This window comes from Streptomyces lienomycini, assembly GCF_027947595.1.
GTDB lineage: Bacteria > Actinomycetota > Actinomycetes > Streptomycetales > Streptomycetaceae > Streptomyces > Streptomyces lienomycini.
On sequence record NZ_CP116257.1, the window covers coordinates 987,346 to 1,003,297 of the forward strand.

Sequence of the window (15,952 nt, forward strand, 5' to 3'; positions counted from 1 at the left end):
TGCGGGGGGTCAGAGGGGGATGTTGCCGTGCTTCTTGGGGGGCAGGCTCTCGCGCTTGGTGCGGAGCTGGCGCAGGCCGCGCACGATGTGGCGGCGGGTGTCGGAGGGCATGATCACGGCGTCGACGTAGCCGCGTTCGGCCGCCGTGTAGGGGTTGAGGAGGGCGTCCTCGTACTCCTGGATCAGGCGGGCGCGGGTGGCCTCGGCGTCGTCGCCCGCGTCGGCGATGGTGCGGCGGTGCAGGATGTTGACCGCGCCCTGGGCGCCCATGACGGCGATCTGGGCGGTGGGCCAGGCCAGGTTGAGGTCGGCGCCCAGGTGCTTGGAGCCCATGACGTCGTAGGCGCCGCCGAAGGCCTTGCGGGTGATGACCGTGATGAGCGGCACCGTGGCCTCGGCGTAGGCGAAGATCAGCTTGGCGCCGCGGCGGATGATGCCGTCGTGCTCCTGGTCGACGCCGGGCAGGAAGCCGGGGACGTCGACGAAGGTGAGCACGGGGACGTTGAAGGCGTCGCAGGTGCGCACGAAGCGTGCCGCCTTCTCGGAGGCGGTGATGTCCAGGCACCCGGCGAACTGCATGGGCTGGTTGGCGACGATGCCGACCGGGCGGCCCTCGACGCGGCCGAAGCCGGTGAGGATGTTCGGCGCGAACAGGGGCTGGGTCTCGAAGAACTCGGCGTCGTCCAGGACGTGCTCGATGACGGAGTGCATGTCGTAGGGCTGGTTCGCCGAGTCCGGGACGATCGCGTCCAGCTCGGCGTCCTCGTCCGTGACCGCCAGGTCCGCCTCCTCGGGGAAGGCGGGGGGCTCGGAGAGGTTGTTGGACGGCAGGTACGACAGGAGCTGCTTGACGTACTCGACCGCGTCCTTCTCGTCGCCCGCCATGTGGTGGGCCACGCCCGAGGTGGAGTTGTGGGTGCGGGCGCCGCCCAGCTCCTCGAAGCCGACGTCCTCGCCGGTGACGGTCTTGATGACGTCGGGGCCGGTGATGAACATGTGGCTGGTCTGGTCGACCATCACCGTGAAGTCGGTGATCGCGGGGGAGTAGACCGCGCCGCCCGCGCACGGGCCGACGACCAGGCTGATCTGGGGGATCACGCCGGAGGCGTGGGTGTTGCGGCGGAAGATCTCGCCGTAGGCGCCGAGGGAGGCGACGCCCTCCTGGATGCGGGCGCCGCCGGAGTCGTTGATGCCGATGACGGGGCAGCCGGTCTTGAGGGCGAAGTCCATCACCTTGACGATCTTCTGGCCGTAGACCTCGCCCAGCGCGCCGCCGAAGACGGTGAAGTCCTGGGAGAACACGGCGACGGGCCGGCCGTCGACGGTGCCGTAGCCGGTGACGACGCCGTCGCCGTAGGGGCGGTTGTTCTCCAGGCCGAAGTTGGTGGAGCGGTGCCGGGCGAACTCGTCCAGCTCGACGAACGAGCCCTCGTCCAGCAGGAGGTCGATGCGCTCACGGGCCGTCAGCTTGCCCTTGGCGTGCTGCTTCTCCACGGCGCGTTCCGAACCGGCGTGCGTCGCCTCCTCGATACGGCGCCTGAGATCCGCGAGCTTGCCCGCGGTCGTGTGGATGTCGGGCTGCTGCTCTTCCGGCTCGGACATCGGGATGCGGCTCCCTGCCTGCTCAAAAACGGGGGGACGGTTACTCATCCGTAGAGTAGTAGGGGCCCTTCCGATCGGCAGTGCGGTGTTTCCCACACCTAGTGTGGGTTGCATGACGCCCCGAGATTCCTCCGACTCTCCGAACGACGCCCCGCACAGCCGGTGGTCCGACCTGGACCGGCCGCCCCTCAACGGCACCGCCCTGCGCCGGGGCCTGGTACGGGAGGGGGGCCTGTGGCGGCAGGTGGACGTGGTGCAGCGCACCGGCTCCACCAACTCCGACCTCGTGGCCCGCGCCGCGGAAGGGGATCTGGCCGAGGGGGTCGTCCTCGTCGCCGAGGAGCAGAGCGCCGCGCGGGGACGCCTGGACCGGCGGTGGACGGCGCCGCCGCGCTCCGGGCTGTTCTTCTCCGTACTGCTGCGGCCCGCCGAGGTCCCCGTGACCCGCTGGGGCTGGCTGCCGCTGCTCACCGGCGTCGCCGTGGCGACCGGGCTGTCCCGCGTCGCGGGCGTCGACACCGCCCTGAAGTGGCCCAACGACCTGCTGGTGACGGTGGGCGGCGAGGAGCGCAAGGCCGGCGGCATCCTGGCCGAGCGGGCCGGGACCGACGGCGTCGTCATCGGCGTCGGCATCAACGTCAGCCTGCGGGCGGACGAGCTGCCGGTCCCGCGGGCCGGGTCCCTGGCGCTCGCCGGGGCCACCGGCACCGACCGGGACCCGCTGCTGCGCGGGGTACTGCGGTCGCTGGAAGACTGGTACGGGCGCTGGCGGGCGGCCGACGGCGACCCGGCGGCCAGCGGACTCCAGGAGACCTACGCGGCGGGGTGCGCGACGCTCGGCCGCATGGTGCGGGCGGAGCTGCCGGGCGACCGGTCGCTCGTGGGGGAGGCCGTCGCCGTGGACGGGGACGGACGGCTGGTGCTGGCGACGGAGGCGGGGGTGCAGGAGCCGGTGGGCGCGGGCGACATCGTGCACCTGCGGTTGGCGTGAGCGCGACTCCGGGGCACTCTCGGAGTGCGGGCCGCACCGGAGTGAGCTGGGGCACACCTGACGTAAAGTTGGGGCCGGTCGAACCTGACCGCGGCAGATCGGAAGGGCAGCAGGCGTGAGCGTCGACGACACGGGCTCCGGCGCGGACGGGGACGGCCGGGTGGACCCCGAGCCCGCCCCGGACTCCGCCGACCCCGGGGAGGACCCGCTCGCACTGCGCCTCGAGGGGCTCATCCTGGGCGCCGAGCGCCGCTACACCCCCTTCCAGGCCGCCCGCAGCGCGGGCGTCTCCATGGAGCTCGCCTCCCGTTTCTGGCGGGCCATGGGCTTCGCCGACATCGGGCAGGCCAAGGCGCTCACCGAGGCCGACGTCCTCGCCCTGCGGCGCCTTGCCGGTCTGGTGGAGGCGGGGCTGCTGAGCGAGGCGATGGCCGTCCAGGTCGCCCGGTCCACGGGACAGACCACCGCCCGGTTGGCCGAGTGGCAGATCGACTCCTTCCTGGAGGGCCTGACCGAGCCCCCCGAGCCCGGGATGACGCGCACCGAGGTCACATATCCCATCGTCGAGCTGCTCCTTCCCGAACTGCAGGAGTTCCTCGTCTACGTCTGGCGGCGCCAGCTCGCCGCCTCGGCCGGCCGCGTCATCCAGGCCGGGGACGACGAGGAGATGGTGGACCGGCGGCTCGCCGTCGGCTTCGCCGACCTGGTCGGCTTCACGCGGCTGACCCGGCGGATGGAGGAGGAGGAGCTCGGCGAGCTGGTCGAGGCCTTCGAGACCACCTCCGCCGACCTGGTGGCCGCGCGCGGCGGGCGGCTGGTCAAGACCCTCGGCGACGAGGTGCTGTACGCCGCCGACGACGCCGGTACGGCCGCCGAGATCGCGCTGCTCCTCGTCGAGACGATGGCCCACGACGAGACCATGCCGGAACTGCGCGTCGGCATCGCCTTCGGCACGGTCACCACGCGGATGGGCGACGTCTTCGGCACCACCGTCAACCTGGCCTCCCGGCTCACCTCGATAGCGCCCAAGGACGCGGTCCTCGTCGACTCCGCCTTCGCGGAGGAGCTGATCCGCACCCGCGACGCCCCGGCCTCGGAGTCGGCCGCGGCCGAGGAGGCCGCCGCGGCGGAGAAGGAGGGCGAGGAGCCGCCGGTGTACCGGTTCGCGCTCCAGCCGATGTGGCAGCGGCCGGTCCGCGGTCTCGGCGTGGTCGAACCGTGGCTGCTCACGCGCCGGGCGGACGGCGGCGGGGAGGCGTAGGCCCTCACCCGGGCGCCGGGCGCCGGGCGCCAGGTCCTGGGTCCCGGTCGTCAGCCGTCGAGCAGGTCGACGCAGAGGCCGATGACGGGCACGCACAGGCCCGGATCGTCGGGGCCCTGCCCCGGGTCGGGGGCCGGTGGAGGGTTGGCGCCCGCCGACGGGGTCGGGGCGGGGCGGGGCGCCGCGGGGTCGGACCGCGAGGGCCGCGGAGCGTGCGGGGCCGCCGGAGCCCGCTCGGCCTCGTCCGCTCCTGCTCCTGCTCCCGCTCTCCTTCCGTCTCCTCTGTCCGCCGCCCGTCCCGCTTCCCTTCCTTCGTCCCGCTCCCCGGCCCGCCGCCCGTCGGGGGAGCCGGGCACGGGCGCGGCGGTGGCGGGTGGAGCGTGCGGGGGGCTCGCGGACGGGCCCGGTATGCGCCCCGGTACGGCGCTCGGTCCCGGGGAGCCGTTCAGACCGCCCATGGCGGAGGTCGCCGAAGGGCTCGCTCCGGGCGTCCGTATCCGGTCGGTGCCGTCGGCGGTGGGCGTCGTCGCCCGGCCCGTGGCGCCGTCGACGCGTGAACCCGCCCGGGCGGCCGGGTCGTCCACGTCACCACCCGGCTCGGGCAGCAGAGGTACGAGGGCCAGGGCGCCGGCCGCCAGGGCGAGGCCGCCCGCGGCCAGCAGCACCCTGCGGGGGCCGGGCCGACGGTGCCGACCGCGGCGGCCCCACGGGTGCCGCGGCTTCGTCGGTGTGCCGGTCGTCTCCGGTGTGCCGGTCGTCGTCACCGTCGTCGTCATGATCCCTCCCGAGCGCCCGCGCCGCCCCGCCGCGCTGTGGCGGAGCGACGCTACGGGCTCCCGTCGCCCGGGGCGCGGGGGTCGACCGGATGTCACTCGAACGGGTAAGCGGGGCGGGGGTGGGGCGCGGGCGCGTCCGGCCTTCCCTCCGTGCGGATCGGCCTGCGATGATCGGGCCGTCGACTTGTTAACACGCGTTAACCGGAGGGTGTCATGAGCGGTGTCACGAGCGAGGAGCGGTTCGGAGAGTTCGTCCTGGTGAGGCGCCACGGGGACGGGCACGTCGCGGAACTGGCACTCGACCGGCCGAAGGCCATGAACGCCGTCTCGACCGCGATGGCCCGCTCCGTGGGCGCGGCGTGCGCGGCGCTGGGCGAGGACCGGAGCGTACGGGTGGTGGTGCTGACCTCGACCCACGAGCGGGCGTTCTGCGTCGGCGCGGACCTGAAGGAGCGCAACTCCTTCTCCGACGCCGACCTGCTGCGGCAGCGGCCGGTGACGCGGGCGGCGTACACGGCGGTGCTGGAGCTGCCGCAGCCGACGGTCGCGGCGGTGCACGGGTTCGCGCTGGGCGGCGGGTTCGAGCTGGCGCTGTCGTGCGACGTGATCGTGGCCGACCGGACGGCCGTGGTGGGGCTGCCGGAGGTGTCGGTGGGGGTGATCCCGGGCGGCGGCGGTACGCAGCTGCTGCCACGCCGGGTGGGGGCGGCGCGGGCGGCCGAGCTGGTGTTCACCGCGCGGCGGGTGGCGGCCGGGGAGGCGCGCGAGCTGGGGCTCGTGGACCAGCTGGTGGACGAGGGGCGGGACCGGGAGGAGGCGCTGGACCTCGCCTCCCGGATGGCGACGAACTCGCCCGTGGGATTGAGGGCGGCCAAGCGGGCGCTGCGGCTCGGGCACGGCCTCGATCTGCGGGCGGGGCTAGAGGTCGAGGACGCGGCGTGGCGGTCGGTGGCGTTCTCGGGCGACCGGGCGGAGGGCGTGGCGGCGTTCAACGAGAAGCGGGCGCCGCGGTGGCCGGGCGAGTGAGCCGACCGACCGGGCGCGGCCGCCGCCGCCCTCTCCCACACCGTCGGTCCCCGTCCGGCGCGTGACCGGGAGCCCCGGTGACTGCGCGTCCGGCGTCGCCCGCTGTGGGTGGGGCAGGCGCGGCTCGGTGGCCGGCGGCCGTCGTCCTGCGCGGTCGGTCGCTGGGCGTGGCGCCCGATGCGGTCCGGCGGCGTCGCGCGCCGCTTGCCGCGGGCCGGCGGCTGCCTGTCCGGGGGTGACCGTCGTACCTGCGCGGTCGGTCCCCGGGCGCGGCTCCTGGCGGGGTTCGGCGCCGCTTGTCGCCTGCCGTGGGCCGATGGTGGTCGGCCGTCGTGGCCGGTGCGGCGTGAGCAGTCGTCCGCGTGTCGTGCGTCGGCGGCGGATCGGGCCGGTACTCGCCCCCCGTCGAGGGGTGGCCATCGTCCTGCGTGGCCGGTCGTCGGGCGCTGGTTTCGATGCGGTCCGGCGCGGCGTGCCGCTTGCCGTGGGCCGATGGTGGTCGGCCGTCGTGGTCGGTGCGGGCCGGCGTCGTCGCCGTGCGGCGTGAACAGTCGTCCGCGTGTCCCGCGTGTCGCGCGTCGCCTCGCCGGCAGGGCGGTGGAGCGGGCCGGTACTCGCCCGGTTCGCCCTGCTTGAGTAACGTTTCTCCGTGAATTTCCCTAGCCTGGAGTGATGGGTGACGACAGGCGGCTCGCGGCCGTGGTCGCGCTGGCGCAGGGCATGGCCGCCGCGCACAGCGCGCGTGAGGCGTGGCGGGCGGCGGCCCTCGGCGGGTGTCTGGCGCTGGGCGGCAGCTTCGCCGCGCTGTCGGTGTGGGAGCGCGAGCTGGGGCGGCTCCGGGTCCTGGTGAACGTCGGCCGGCGGGCCGAGGACGAGGAGGAGTTCCCGGAGGACGAGTCCTACCCGGTGCACCAGTTCGCGGAGATCACCGAGTTCCTGCACGAGCGCTGGGCCGGTGGCGGCGAGCCCGACGCCTGGGTCGAGACGGCCGAGGGGCCCGCCGCCGGGCGCCCCGGGTACGTCCACCAGCGTGTCGCCGCCCTGCGCCGGCGGGGCCGCGGCTGCTGCGTGGTCGCGCCGATCGTGTTGCACGGGCGGGCCTGGGGCGAGCTGTACGTGGCCCGGCCGGTGGGGGAGCGGGTCTTCGAGCGGCCCGACGCCGACTTCGCCACCGTACTGGCCTCCGTCGTCGCCGCCGGGATCGCGCAGACCGAGCGGCTCGAAGAGGTGCGGCGGCTGGCGTACACCGACGCGCTCACCGGGCTGGCCAACCGCCGGGCCGTCGACTCCGCGCTGGACGAGGCCGTCGAGCGGCACCGCGGGGAGGGCGTCGTCGTCAGCCTCGTGGTCTGCGACCTGAACGGCCTCAAGCGCGTGAACGACACGCACGGTCACGCCGTCGGGGACCGGCTCCTGGAGCGGTTCGGCTCGGTGCTGTCGCTGTGCGGGGCGATGCTGCCGGGGGCGCTCGCGGCGCGGCTCGGCGGGGACGAGTTCTGCCTGCTCGCGGTCGGGCCGACCGCCGACGCCGTGGTCAAGGCGGCCGAGGAGCTGTGCCGCCGGGCGGCCGAGCTGGAGCTGGGCGACGGCGTGGCCTGCGGGGTGGCGTCCACGGACGACCCGGTCGGGCCGGTCCGCTCGGCCCGCCGGCTGTTCCGGCTCGCCGACGCCGCCCAGTACCGCGCCAAGGCCGAGCGGGCGTCCGGTCCGGTCGTCGCGGGGCGCGAGGGGCCCGACGACCCCGTCGTGCGGCTCGCGGACGAGCCCTCCCGCGAGGAGGACGGGGAGCGCAGGCGGTTCCGCGGGCGGCACTCGCCGTAACCCCGCTCCGGTAAGGGGCGCAGCCCGTGCGCATCCGTGACGCGACCCCTCGTGACATCATCGAATTCACTGCGTACGCTCCTGAATATGGATATGCACACTGTGGTGGTGGGGACGTCCGGGGTCACCGCGTCCGACGTCCTCGCCGTGGCGCGCGGCGGCGCCCGGATCGAACTCTCCGGCGACGCGGTCGCCGCGCTGGCGGCGGCCCGCGGCGTCGTGGAGGCGCTGGCCGCCAAGCCGGACCCCGTCTACGGCGTCAGCACCGGCTTCGGCGCCCTCGCGACCCGGCACATCAGCCCCGACCTGCGCGCGCAGTTGCAGCGCAACATCGTCCGCTCGCACGCCGCCGGGATGGGCCCCCGCGTCGAACGCGAGGTCGTCCGGGCGCTGATGTTCCTGCGGCTGAAGACCGTCTGCTCCGGACACACCGGCGTCCGCCCCGAGGTCGCGCGGACCATGGCCGACGTGCTCAACGCCGGTATCACCCCGGTCGTGCACGAGTACGGCTCCCTGGGCTGCTCCGGCGACCTCGCCCCGCTGTCGCACTGCGCGCTGACCCTCATGGGCGAGGGCGACGCCGAGGGACCCGACGGCACCGTGCGGCCGGCCGGTGAGCTGCTCGCCGAGCACGGGATCGCGCCGGTCGAGCTGCGCGAGAAGGAGGGCCTCGCCCTCCTCAACGGCACCGACGGCATGCTCGGCATGCTGGTCATGGCCCTCGCCGACCTCGACACCCTCTACAAGTCGGCCGACATCACCGCCGCGCTGACCATGGAGGCCCTGCTCGGCACCGACAAGGTGCTCGCCCCCGAGCTGCACGCCATCCGCCCGCACCCCGGGCAGGCCGCCAGCGCCGCCAACATGGCCGCCGTACTCAAGGGCTCCGGCCTGACCGGCCACCACCAGGACGACGCCCCCCGCGTCCAGGACGCCTACTCGGTGCGCTGCGCCCCGCAGGTCGCGGGCGCCGGACGCGACACCATGGCCCACGCCGGACTCGTCGCCGAGCGCGAGCTGGCCGCGGCCGTGGACAACCCCGTCGTCCTGCCTGGGGGTACCTCCCAGGCTTTCGGCTCTGGGGGAGGACGGGTGGAGTCCAACGGCAACTTCCACGGCGCCCCGGTCGCCTACGTCCTGGACTTCCTCGCCATCGCGGTCGCCGACCTCGGCTCCATCGCCGAGCGGCGCACCGACCGGCTCCTGGACAAGAACCGCAGCCACGGCCTGCCGCCGTTCCTCGCCGACGACGCGGGCGTCGACTCCGGCCTGATGATCGCCCAGTACACGCAGGCCGCCCTGGTCAGCGAGCTGAAGCGGCTCGCCGTACCGGCGTCGGCGGACTCGATCCCGTCCTCCGCGATGCAGGAGGACCACGTGTCCATGGGCTGGTCGGCGGCGCGCAAACTGCGTACGGCCGTCGACAACCTCACGCGCGTGATCGCCGTAGAGCTGTACGCCGCCACGCGCGCCATCCAGCTCCGCGAGGGCCTCACCCCCGCCCCGGCCTCACGGGCCGTCATCGACGCCGTACGGGCGGCCGGTGTCGAGGGTCCGGGACCGGACCGGTTCCTGGCGCCCGACCTCGCCGCGGCGGACGCCTTCGTGCGCTCCGGGCAGCTGGTCGCGGCGGCGGAGACGGTCACGGGGCCGCTGGGCTAGCGAGACCCCGGGACGGTCAAGAGAGCCAAAAGAACGTCAAGTTCTCTCAAAGGCCGAGGCGTTCCCGGCGTACCGAGTAGCCCACGAAGCCGGCACCGAGGCCGAGGCACAGGGCGCCGCCGACGACGTACGGCGTGCTGTCGAAGCTGCCGGTGTCGGCCAGGCGGGTGTCGCCCACGCCGGTCGCGGCCGTGTCCGTGTCCGTGGACGTGCGGACGGAAGCGTGCGCGGACGTATCCGCGGACACGGCTCTGGCCTGGGCCGTGACCTGCGGAGACGGGGCCGCGGCCGCGGTCTCGAGCACCGGTGTCTCGGGGGTCGCGTTCGCCGAGGGGACGAACCACAGGGCGCACAGCAGGCCGCCCGCGGCGGCGGCGGTCAGCAACGGACGGCGAGCGGATGACACGGAATATCGATCCCCTTGTGGCGCTGGCGAATTGGCCGTGTGGGCAGATGTTAGTGAAAGGCGCGGGTCACAGGAAAGTCACGGGAGGGGTCGGCCTTACGCTCCGGGCATGAGCACTCCAGAGACATCACGGTTTGTACGTATTCGGGTCGACCTCGTTCTCGAGATCGACGACGAGGAGGCCGTCACCGGGACCGCGCTGCAGGCGCTCGCCGAGGACGCCGACCTGTCCGACGCGGAACGGGCCGACTCCAAGCGGGCTGTGACGGAGGACACCGCCGAGGCCCTGGCCCATCTCGTGGACCCGTTCGACCTGGTCGGGGCGGTGCCCGGGGTCGAACTCCAACAGGCTTCCTGGAGCAGCGAGTACATCGACTACGACCCCGCCTCGCCCGAGTGGGACATCGACGGGGATGATGGCGACGAGAACGACCCGGAAGACGATGAAATGACGGTCGGCTGACGCGGTGTGGGGAAAATCCCGGCCCCGGGCGGCAACCGCCGCCCGGGGTTTCGTCGTCTCACGGTTGCGCACTGACCGCTCCCTCCCCGCACCGCCTCCTGCCTCCGGCGGCAAACGTGGTATGGCCCACATCCGTGAGCGATGTGGAACGGGACGAACCGGTCGTAGCGTTGAAAGTTATTGACGGGGTATCTCGGGGTTTCGGGAATCGGCAACGATGGAGAAGCGTGTGATGACGGACGGTAAGCGGCGCAAGGGCCTGGCGGCCGCGTCCGCACTGCTCGGCGGTGTGCTGGTGCTCTCGGCATGTTCCAGTAGCGACGCCGACACCTCCGGGGGTGGGGACGGCAAGACCTCGCAGGCCGAGGTCGACGAGGCGGCGGCGAAGAAGACCTCAGAGGCCCAGATCAAGATCACCCCCAAGGGCGGCTCTGACAACGCCTCCATCAACAACTCCGCGGGCGTCACGGTGAGCAAGGGCACGCTCACCGAGGTGAAGATGACCGCCACGGACGGCACCGAGGTCAAGGGCGAGATATCCGCCGACAAGACCAGCTGGAAGCCCGGCGGTCAGCTGGAGCGCGCCACCAAGTACCAGATCACGGCGACCGCCCAGGACTCCGAGGGCCGCGCCGCCCACGAGAACGCGTCGTTCACCACGGTCTCCCCCGAGAACAGCTTCATCGGGACCTTCACCCCGGACGACGGCAAGACCGTCGGCGTCGGCATGCCCGTGTCGATCAACTTCGACAAGCAGATCACCGACAAGGCCGCCGTCCAGAAGGGCATCACGGTCAACACCAGCAGCGGCCAGGAGGTCGCCTGCCACTGGTTCAGCACCCAGCGCATGGACTGCCGCCCCGAGAAGTACTGGCAGGAGGGGTCCACCGTCACCCTCAAGCTGGCGCTCGACGGGGTCGAGGGCGCCGACGGTGTCTACGGCGTCCAGCAGAAGTCGGTCACCTTCAAGATCGGCCGCAACCAGGTCTCCTACGTCGACGCCAAGACCAAGCAGATGAAGGTCACGCAGGACGGCAAGACGATCAAGACCATCCCGATCTCCGCCGGTTCCCCGGACAACAAGACCTACGAAGGCCAGATGGTGATCTCCGAGAAGTACAAGGAGACCCGGATGGACGGCTCGACCGTCGGCTTCACCGACGACGACGGCAAGGGCGAGTACGACATCAAGGACGTGCCGCACGCCATGCGCCTGAGCACCTCCGGCACCTTCATCCACGGCAACTACTGGGGCAAGGGCATCTTCGGCAGCGCCAACACCAGCCACGGCTGCGTGGGCCTGGAGGACGCCAAGGGCGCGAACGACCCGAACACGCCGGGCGCCTGGTTCTACAACAACTCGATCATCGGTGACGTGGTCGTCGTCCAGAACACCGGCGACAAGACCATCGCCCCGGACAACGGCCTCAACGGCTGGAACATGGACTGGGCCCAGTGGAAGGCGGGTTCGGCGGCCTGACGGCCCCGGCACCCTCTGCACCACGCACAGCGCCTGCCGCCCCGCACCGGGGCGGCAGGCGCTGTCTCGTCAGGAGGACAGGTCCAGCCATTCCCCTGTCGCCAGTACGTGCGCGCGCCGTCCGGCGTGCGCGCGGAAGTCGGCCTCCGGGTCGGAGACCTCGACGTAACCCGGGATCTTGTCCGGCTGCTCCGGCTCGTAGTGGATCGGCACCGCGAACCGGGCGTCGAGGATCTCCGCCACCGCGGCGGCCTGCAGCGGGTCCAGTGCGGCGGGCACCGGGCTCGGCGGCTGCAGGTGCGGCGCGTCGACCACCGCGCCGTTGGCGGGCAGGAACACCGCGTCGAACGGGCTGAACCGGCGTGCGACGAGCCACCAGTAGCCGTGGAACATCGTGTCGCCGCCGTGGAAGATCCGCTGCCCGTCGGTCTGCACCACCCAGTTCACCTGCGGGTCGCCCAGCCCGTCCACGGCGGGGACCGCCGTGACGCGGAACGGCCCCAGGTCGCGGGTGGACCAGACGTCCACGACTTCGGCGGCCAGCCCGTACTGGGTCAGCTCGCGCTCCGCCAGCAGCGTCGTCACGTTGTCCACGTCGTCGCCGTGACCGGGCGCCGGCCGCAGCACGGGCGCCCCCGGCGTCAGCACGTCCGCGAGCGCGGACGCGTCGGTGTGGTCCCGGTGCAGGTGGGTGACGAGGGCGGCGGAGGCCCGCCCGCTCGGCGCCGCCACCCCTTCTCCGGGCTGCCACCCCGTGAACAGCGGTGAGAGGTCCCGCACGTAGTCGATCACCAGCCGCTCGCCGCCCGACTCGATCTCCACTCCGGCCCAGCCCAGTCGTCGCACTCGCATCTCGTGCTCCTTCTCCTTCGTTCCGGTGGTTGCTCCGGAACTTAGCGTACGGACGTTCGCTAAATCAATAGCGAACGTCCGTACGCTATTCTTGGCGTATGTCACCACGTCGCTCAGCCGCGGAAGCGCAGGCCACCAGGGGGCGGATCCTCGGCCGTGCCGCCGAGATCGCCTCCGAGGAAGGTCTGGACGGCATCACCATCGGCCGGCTCGCCGACGAGCTGGAGATGAGCAAGTCCGGGGTGCACAAGCACTTCGGCACCAAGGAGACGCTGCAGATCTCCACCCTGGACAAGGCGTTCGTGGACTTCTGGCACCGCGTGGTCGAGCCGGCGCTGGCCGAGCCGCCGGGTCTGCGGCGGCTGCGCGCGGTGTGCGCCAACTCCGTGGACTACCTCGAAGAGCCCCTGCTGCCCGGCGGCTGCCTGATGACCGCGGCGCTCACCGAGTACGACGGCCGCCCCGGCCGGGTCCGCGACGCGGTCGCCGAGGTGTGGTCGCGCTGGCGGGGACAGCTGCGGGCGGACCTGGCCGCGGCGGTGGACAGCGGTGAGCTGCCCGCCGGATTCGATGTCGACCAGGCGTTGTTCGAGATCGTCGCCGCCGGACTGGCGCTGAACGCGGCGATGCAGCTCCAGCACGACCGGAGGGCCGCGGGCCGGGCCCGCCGCGCGATCGAACGGGCCCTGGACCAGTCCTGACCGTCACCGACCACTCCGGACCGCCGGGGCGGCGGGTTCCCGGACGTCGTCGAGCGGCGGCTCTCCCGCGAGTTCGCACCAGACCGTCTTGTGGTCCCCGCACTGCTCCACGCCCCACCGCAGCGCCAGCGCGTCGAGGAGGGCGAGGCCGCGCCCTGACTCGTCGGTGACGGGGACCGGCCCGGTGAGGAGGGGCAGGGCGCGGGGGTCGGGATCGGTGACCTCCACGCGCGTGCGGCCGGTGGGCAGTTCGACGACGCGGACGGTCGTGGGGGTTCCCTCGCCCACGTGGTCGATGACGTTCGTCAGCAACTCGGTCACGCACAGGCGGACGTCGTGGTCGTACCGGTGCAGGAGGCGACGCACCTCCGGTACCGCCTCCGACGTGGCGAGCAGGTCCAGTTCCCAGGTCGTCGTCACGGCGCCGCCCGACGCAGAGCCGCGGTGAGCGCACGGGCGGTGGCGGTGTTGCAGTTGCCGAGCGAGACGAGGCCGGCGGGCGGGGTGTACGTCCCGGCGAACGTCGGCAGGTCCAGGCCGAGGGAGGGGAGGGTGATGCCGTGCAGGGCGAGGGCGGCGCGGAGTTCCTCCACGCAGCGGGTCATGTCGTCCTGCGGACGGGGTGGTCGGGGCATGAACGGGCACCTTTCCGTGTGCGCTCTGTGACGAAGCACTCACACAGTGGCGTGCGGCGCCCTACCGTGAAAGGGATCTCGCGTCGGCAGCCCGGAGTGCGGAAGAGGCAAGGCCATGGCACAGCGCAAGGACATCGACGGCTCGACGAGCGTCCCGACCTTCTACGGCAAGGAGTTGAGGTGGCAGCGGGAGCGGGCCGGGCTGTCGCTGGAGGCGCTGGTCGCGGGCAGCTTCTACGGCAAGTCGCACCTGAGCGACATCGAACGGGGCGAGCGGCGGATGCCGTTGGATCTGGCGCGGCACGCGGATCAGGTGCTCGGGACGGACGGGTTCTTCGAGCGGCGGTGCGAGGATGTGCGGAAGGCGCGGCGGGCCGGTCATGCCGCCTACTTCGAGCAGGTCCTGGAGGCGGAGAAGCGCGCCAAGAGCATCGAGGAGTGGTGTCCGAGCCTCTTCCCCGGGCTGCTCCAGACCCCGGCATACGCGCGGGCCGTCGTACGGGCGACCCACCCGCTGGCTCTCGATGAAGACGTCGAGCCGAAAGTCAGCGCAAGGATGGCCCGTGCCGGCCTCTTCGAGGAGGACCACCACACTCCGACGTACTGGGTGATCCTGCACGAGTCGCTGCTGCTCGAACCGATCGTGCCGCCCCGGGAAATGGCCGAGCAGCTCGGCCGGGTCGTGGAGCTGTCCGAGCGTCGACGCATCGTTCCGCAGATCCTCTCGCGGACATGCGGCCCGCACCCCTTCATGGTTGGCACCGCGAAGCTGATGACCTTCCCGGATGCTCCACCGCTCGTCTACACGGAGTCGCTGCACAACGGTGTCACCCTCGACGATCCGGCGCTCGTGGAGGAGTACCGCAAGTCGTACGATCGGCTCAGGGCCGTCGCACTGTCACCGGAGACGTCCCTGGCCCGGATCGAGGCAGCGGCAGGGGATTACCGAAATGGCAAGCAACCGGATCGACTTGAGTGACGCGCTGTGGAGCAGGAGCAGCTACAGCAACGGCTCCGGCGGTGACTGCGTCGAGGTGGCGAGCGACTTCCCCGGTGCCGCTCTCTGGCGCAAGTCGACCTACAGCAATGGCGATGGTGGCGAATGCGTCGAGGTCGCCGATGAGGTTCCCGGCGTTGTCCCCGTTCGGGACTCCAAGGCGGTGCGGGGTGGGGACGGGGACGGGCCCGTGATTCTGCTCGGCGTGGGCGCTTGGGCGCCCTTTGTTGCTGCGCTGGGCCGGGGCGCCTTCACCCCCCTCCACGCATAGGTCCCCCAAAACCCGTGAACAACCCGGCGAATCTGTCATCCCACCGCTCATCCGAGCGCCCCGATGACACTTTCCCCTGTTTGTCCTCGCCTTTCCGGAAGGGTACGCACCCCCCGCCCACCTCACATCGGCAGTGAGGCCGCCGCGTCCGTCCCCCAGCTCGCCAGCAGGCGCAGCGCGTCCGCCGACGGGGAGCCGGGCTCCGCGTGGTACGTGATGAAGGCCTGCTCGTCGTCGTCGACCAGGCGGAACGTCTCGAAGGACAGGGTCAGGTCACCGACCAGCGGGTGCCGCACCCGCTTGACGCCGTAGCTCTTCTCCTTGACGTCGTGCGTGGCCCACAGACGGCGGAACTCCTCGCTCTTCACCGACAGCTCGCCCACCAGCGCGGACAGCCGCGGGTCGTCCGGATGGCGGCCCGCGTCCATGCGCAGGAAGCTCACCATGTCGTACGCCTTCTGGTCCCAGTCGACGAACAGCTCGCGGTAGTCGGGATTCAGGAAGACCAGCCGTGCCCAGTTCCGCTCGGCGGCCGGCAGCTTGCCCCAGTCGCCGAAGAGGGCCGCGGCCATCCGGTTCCAGGCGAGGATCTCCGAGCGGCGGCCCGTCACGTACGCGGGCACCGTGTCGATCGACTCCAGCAGCTGGAGCAGCGCCACCCGCACCGGCTGCTTGCCCCGCGGTGCCCCGGCCCGCCGGCGCTGCTGCTTGGGCCTCGCCAGGTGCGTCAGGTGCGCCTGCTCCGCGCCGGTCAGCCGCAGCGCCCGGGCGATCGCGTCCAGGACCTCCGCCGACACGTTCTGCCCGTTGCCCTGCTCGAGGCGCGTGTAGTACGCCACCGACACTCCGGCCAGCTGCGCCAGCTCCTCGCGCCGCAGCCCGGGGACCCGGCGCTGGCGCCCGTACGACTCCAGACCCACGTCCTCCGGCTTCAGCCGGGCCCGCCGGGTGCGCAGGAACTCGCTCAGTTCGGCCCGCCGGTCAAGCTGTCCATCCATGCTTCCAGTA

General features: G+C 72.5%; 17 protein-coding genes. 10 read left to right on the forward strand and 7 right to left on the reverse strand.

Going from position 1 to position 15,952, the window contains the following annotated elements; all coding sequences use genetic code 11:
- Window positions 1–9: 9 nt before the first annotated feature.
- A complete protein-coding gene (locus tag BJ961_RS04735) occupies window positions 10–1,602 on the reverse strand; it encodes an acyl-CoA carboxylase subunit beta (RefSeq protein WP_271320041.1) in 1,593 nt (530 codons plus the stop codon).
- A gap of 112 nt (window positions 1,603–1,714) precedes the next feature.
- Here BJ961_RS04735 and BJ961_RS04740 point away from each other — a divergent pair, with 112 nt between their 5' ends.
- Entirely contained in the window at window positions 1,715–2,593 is an 879-nt protein-coding gene (locus BJ961_RS04740; RefSeq protein WP_271320042.1) for a biotin--[acetyl-CoA-carboxylase] ligase, read from the forward strand.
- A gap of 115 nt (window positions 2,594–2,708) precedes the next feature.
- Window positions 2,709–3,854, forward strand: a complete 1,146-nt coding sequence (locus tag BJ961_RS04745; protein WP_271320043.1) for an adenylate/guanylate cyclase domain-containing protein — start codon at window positions 2,709–2,711, stop codon at window positions 3,852–3,854.
- A gap of 50 nt (window positions 3,855–3,904) precedes the next feature.
- On the opposite strand, the gene BJ961_RS04750 is transcribed toward BJ961_RS04745, so the two are convergent.
- Window positions 3,905–4,630: a hypothetical protein gene (locus tag BJ961_RS04750; protein WP_271320044.1), complete on the reverse strand. Its 726-nt coding sequence runs from the start codon at window positions 4,628–4,630 to the stop codon at window positions 3,905–3,907.
- A 213-nt stretch (window positions 4,631–4,843) separates the two neighbouring features.
- On the opposite strand from BJ961_RS04750, the gene BJ961_RS04755 reads away from it, so the two are divergent.
- From BJ961_RS04755 to hutH, 3 genes are all read left to right on the forward strand, one after another.
- On the forward strand, window positions 4,844–5,656 hold the full coding sequence (locus BJ961_RS04755; RefSeq protein ID WP_271320045.1) for an enoyl-CoA hydratase/isomerase family protein: 813 nt from the start codon (window positions 4,844–4,846) through the stop codon (window positions 5,654–5,656).
- Window positions 5,657–6,328: 672 nt separating this feature from the next.
- A complete protein-coding gene (locus BJ961_RS04760) occupies window positions 6,329–7,477 on the forward strand; it encodes a GGDEF domain-containing protein (protein ID WP_271320046.1) in 1,149 nt (382 codons plus the stop codon).
- A 93-nt stretch (window positions 7,478–7,570) separates the two neighbouring features.
- A complete protein-coding gene (hutH, locus tag BJ961_RS04765) occupies window positions 7,571–9,139 on the forward strand; it encodes a histidine ammonia-lyase (RefSeq protein WP_271416965.1) in 1,569 nt (522 codons plus the stop codon).
- 46 nt (window positions 9,140–9,185) lie between these two features.
- Here the strand turns inward: hutH and BJ961_RS04770 are convergent, their stop codons facing one another.
- On the reverse strand, window positions 9,186–9,545 hold the full coding sequence (locus BJ961_RS04770) for a hypothetical protein (RefSeq protein WP_271320047.1): 360 nt from the start codon (window positions 9,543–9,545) through the stop codon (window positions 9,186–9,188).
- Between the two features lie 109 nt (window positions 9,546–9,654).
- Between BJ961_RS04770 and BJ961_RS04775 the strand changes: the two genes are divergently transcribed.
- A complete protein-coding gene (locus BJ961_RS04775) occupies window positions 9,655–10,008 on the forward strand; it encodes a hypothetical protein (protein ID WP_271320048.1) in 354 nt (117 codons plus the stop codon).
- A 232-nt stretch (window positions 10,009–10,240) separates the two neighbouring features.
- Complete coding sequence (locus BJ961_RS04780; RefSeq protein WP_271320049.1) at window positions 10,241–11,488, forward strand: L,D-transpeptidase; 1,248 nt, start codon at window positions 10,241–10,243, stop codon at window positions 11,486–11,488.
- A 69-nt stretch (window positions 11,489–11,557) separates the two neighbouring features.
- On the opposite strand, the gene BJ961_RS04785 is transcribed toward BJ961_RS04780, so the two are convergent.
- Window positions 11,558–12,340, reverse strand: coding sequence for an MBL fold metallo-hydrolase (locus tag BJ961_RS04785; RefSeq protein ID WP_271320050.1), 783 nt, complete (start codon window positions 12,338–12,340; stop codon window positions 11,558–11,560).
- A 98-nt stretch (window positions 12,341–12,438) separates the two neighbouring features.
- Here BJ961_RS04785 and BJ961_RS04790 point away from each other — a divergent pair, with 98 nt between their 5' ends.
- Window positions 12,439–13,041: a TetR/AcrR family transcriptional regulator gene (locus BJ961_RS04790; protein ID WP_271320051.1), complete on the forward strand. Its 603-nt coding sequence runs from the start codon at window positions 12,439–12,441 to the stop codon at window positions 13,039–13,041.
- 3 nt (window positions 13,042–13,044) lie between these two features.
- On the opposite strand, the gene BJ961_RS04795 is transcribed toward BJ961_RS04790, so the two are convergent.
- Both BJ961_RS04795 and BJ961_RS04800 read right to left on the reverse strand, forming a co-directional pair.
- Window positions 13,045–13,461, reverse strand: a complete 417-nt coding sequence (locus tag BJ961_RS04795; protein WP_271320052.1) for an ATP-binding protein — start codon at window positions 13,459–13,461, stop codon at window positions 13,045–13,047.
- Window positions 13,458–13,676 carry a hypothetical protein gene (locus BJ961_RS04800; RefSeq protein WP_271320053.1) on the reverse strand — a complete coding sequence of 73 codons (219 nt, stop codon included), beginning with the start codon at window positions 13,674–13,676 and terminating at the stop codon, window positions 13,458–13,460. Before BJ961_RS04800 ends, BJ961_RS04795 begins: the two co-directional genes overlap by 4 nt.
- A 115-nt stretch (window positions 13,677–13,791) precedes the next feature.
- Here BJ961_RS04800 and BJ961_RS04805 point away from each other — a divergent pair, with 115 nt between their 5' ends.
- Window positions 13,792–14,655, forward strand: coding sequence for a helix-turn-helix domain-containing protein (locus BJ961_RS04805; RefSeq protein WP_271320054.1), 864 nt, complete (start codon window positions 13,792–13,794; stop codon window positions 14,653–14,655).
- A complete protein-coding gene (locus BJ961_RS04810; RefSeq protein ID WP_271320055.1) occupies window positions 14,627–14,944 on the forward strand; it encodes a DUF397 domain-containing protein in 318 nt (105 codons plus the stop codon). The genes BJ961_RS04805 and BJ961_RS04810 overlap by 29 nt, the downstream gene beginning before the upstream one ends.
- Window positions 14,945–15,066: 122 nt before the next feature.
- Here the strand turns inward: BJ961_RS04810 and BJ961_RS04815 are convergent, their stop codons facing one another.
- Window positions 15,067–15,942 (reverse strand): helix-turn-helix domain-containing protein, encoded by an 876-nt coding sequence (locus tag BJ961_RS04815; protein WP_271320056.1) that lies wholly within the window; start codon window positions 15,940–15,942, stop codon window positions 15,067–15,069.
- Window positions 15,943–15,952: the final 10 nt, after the last annotated feature.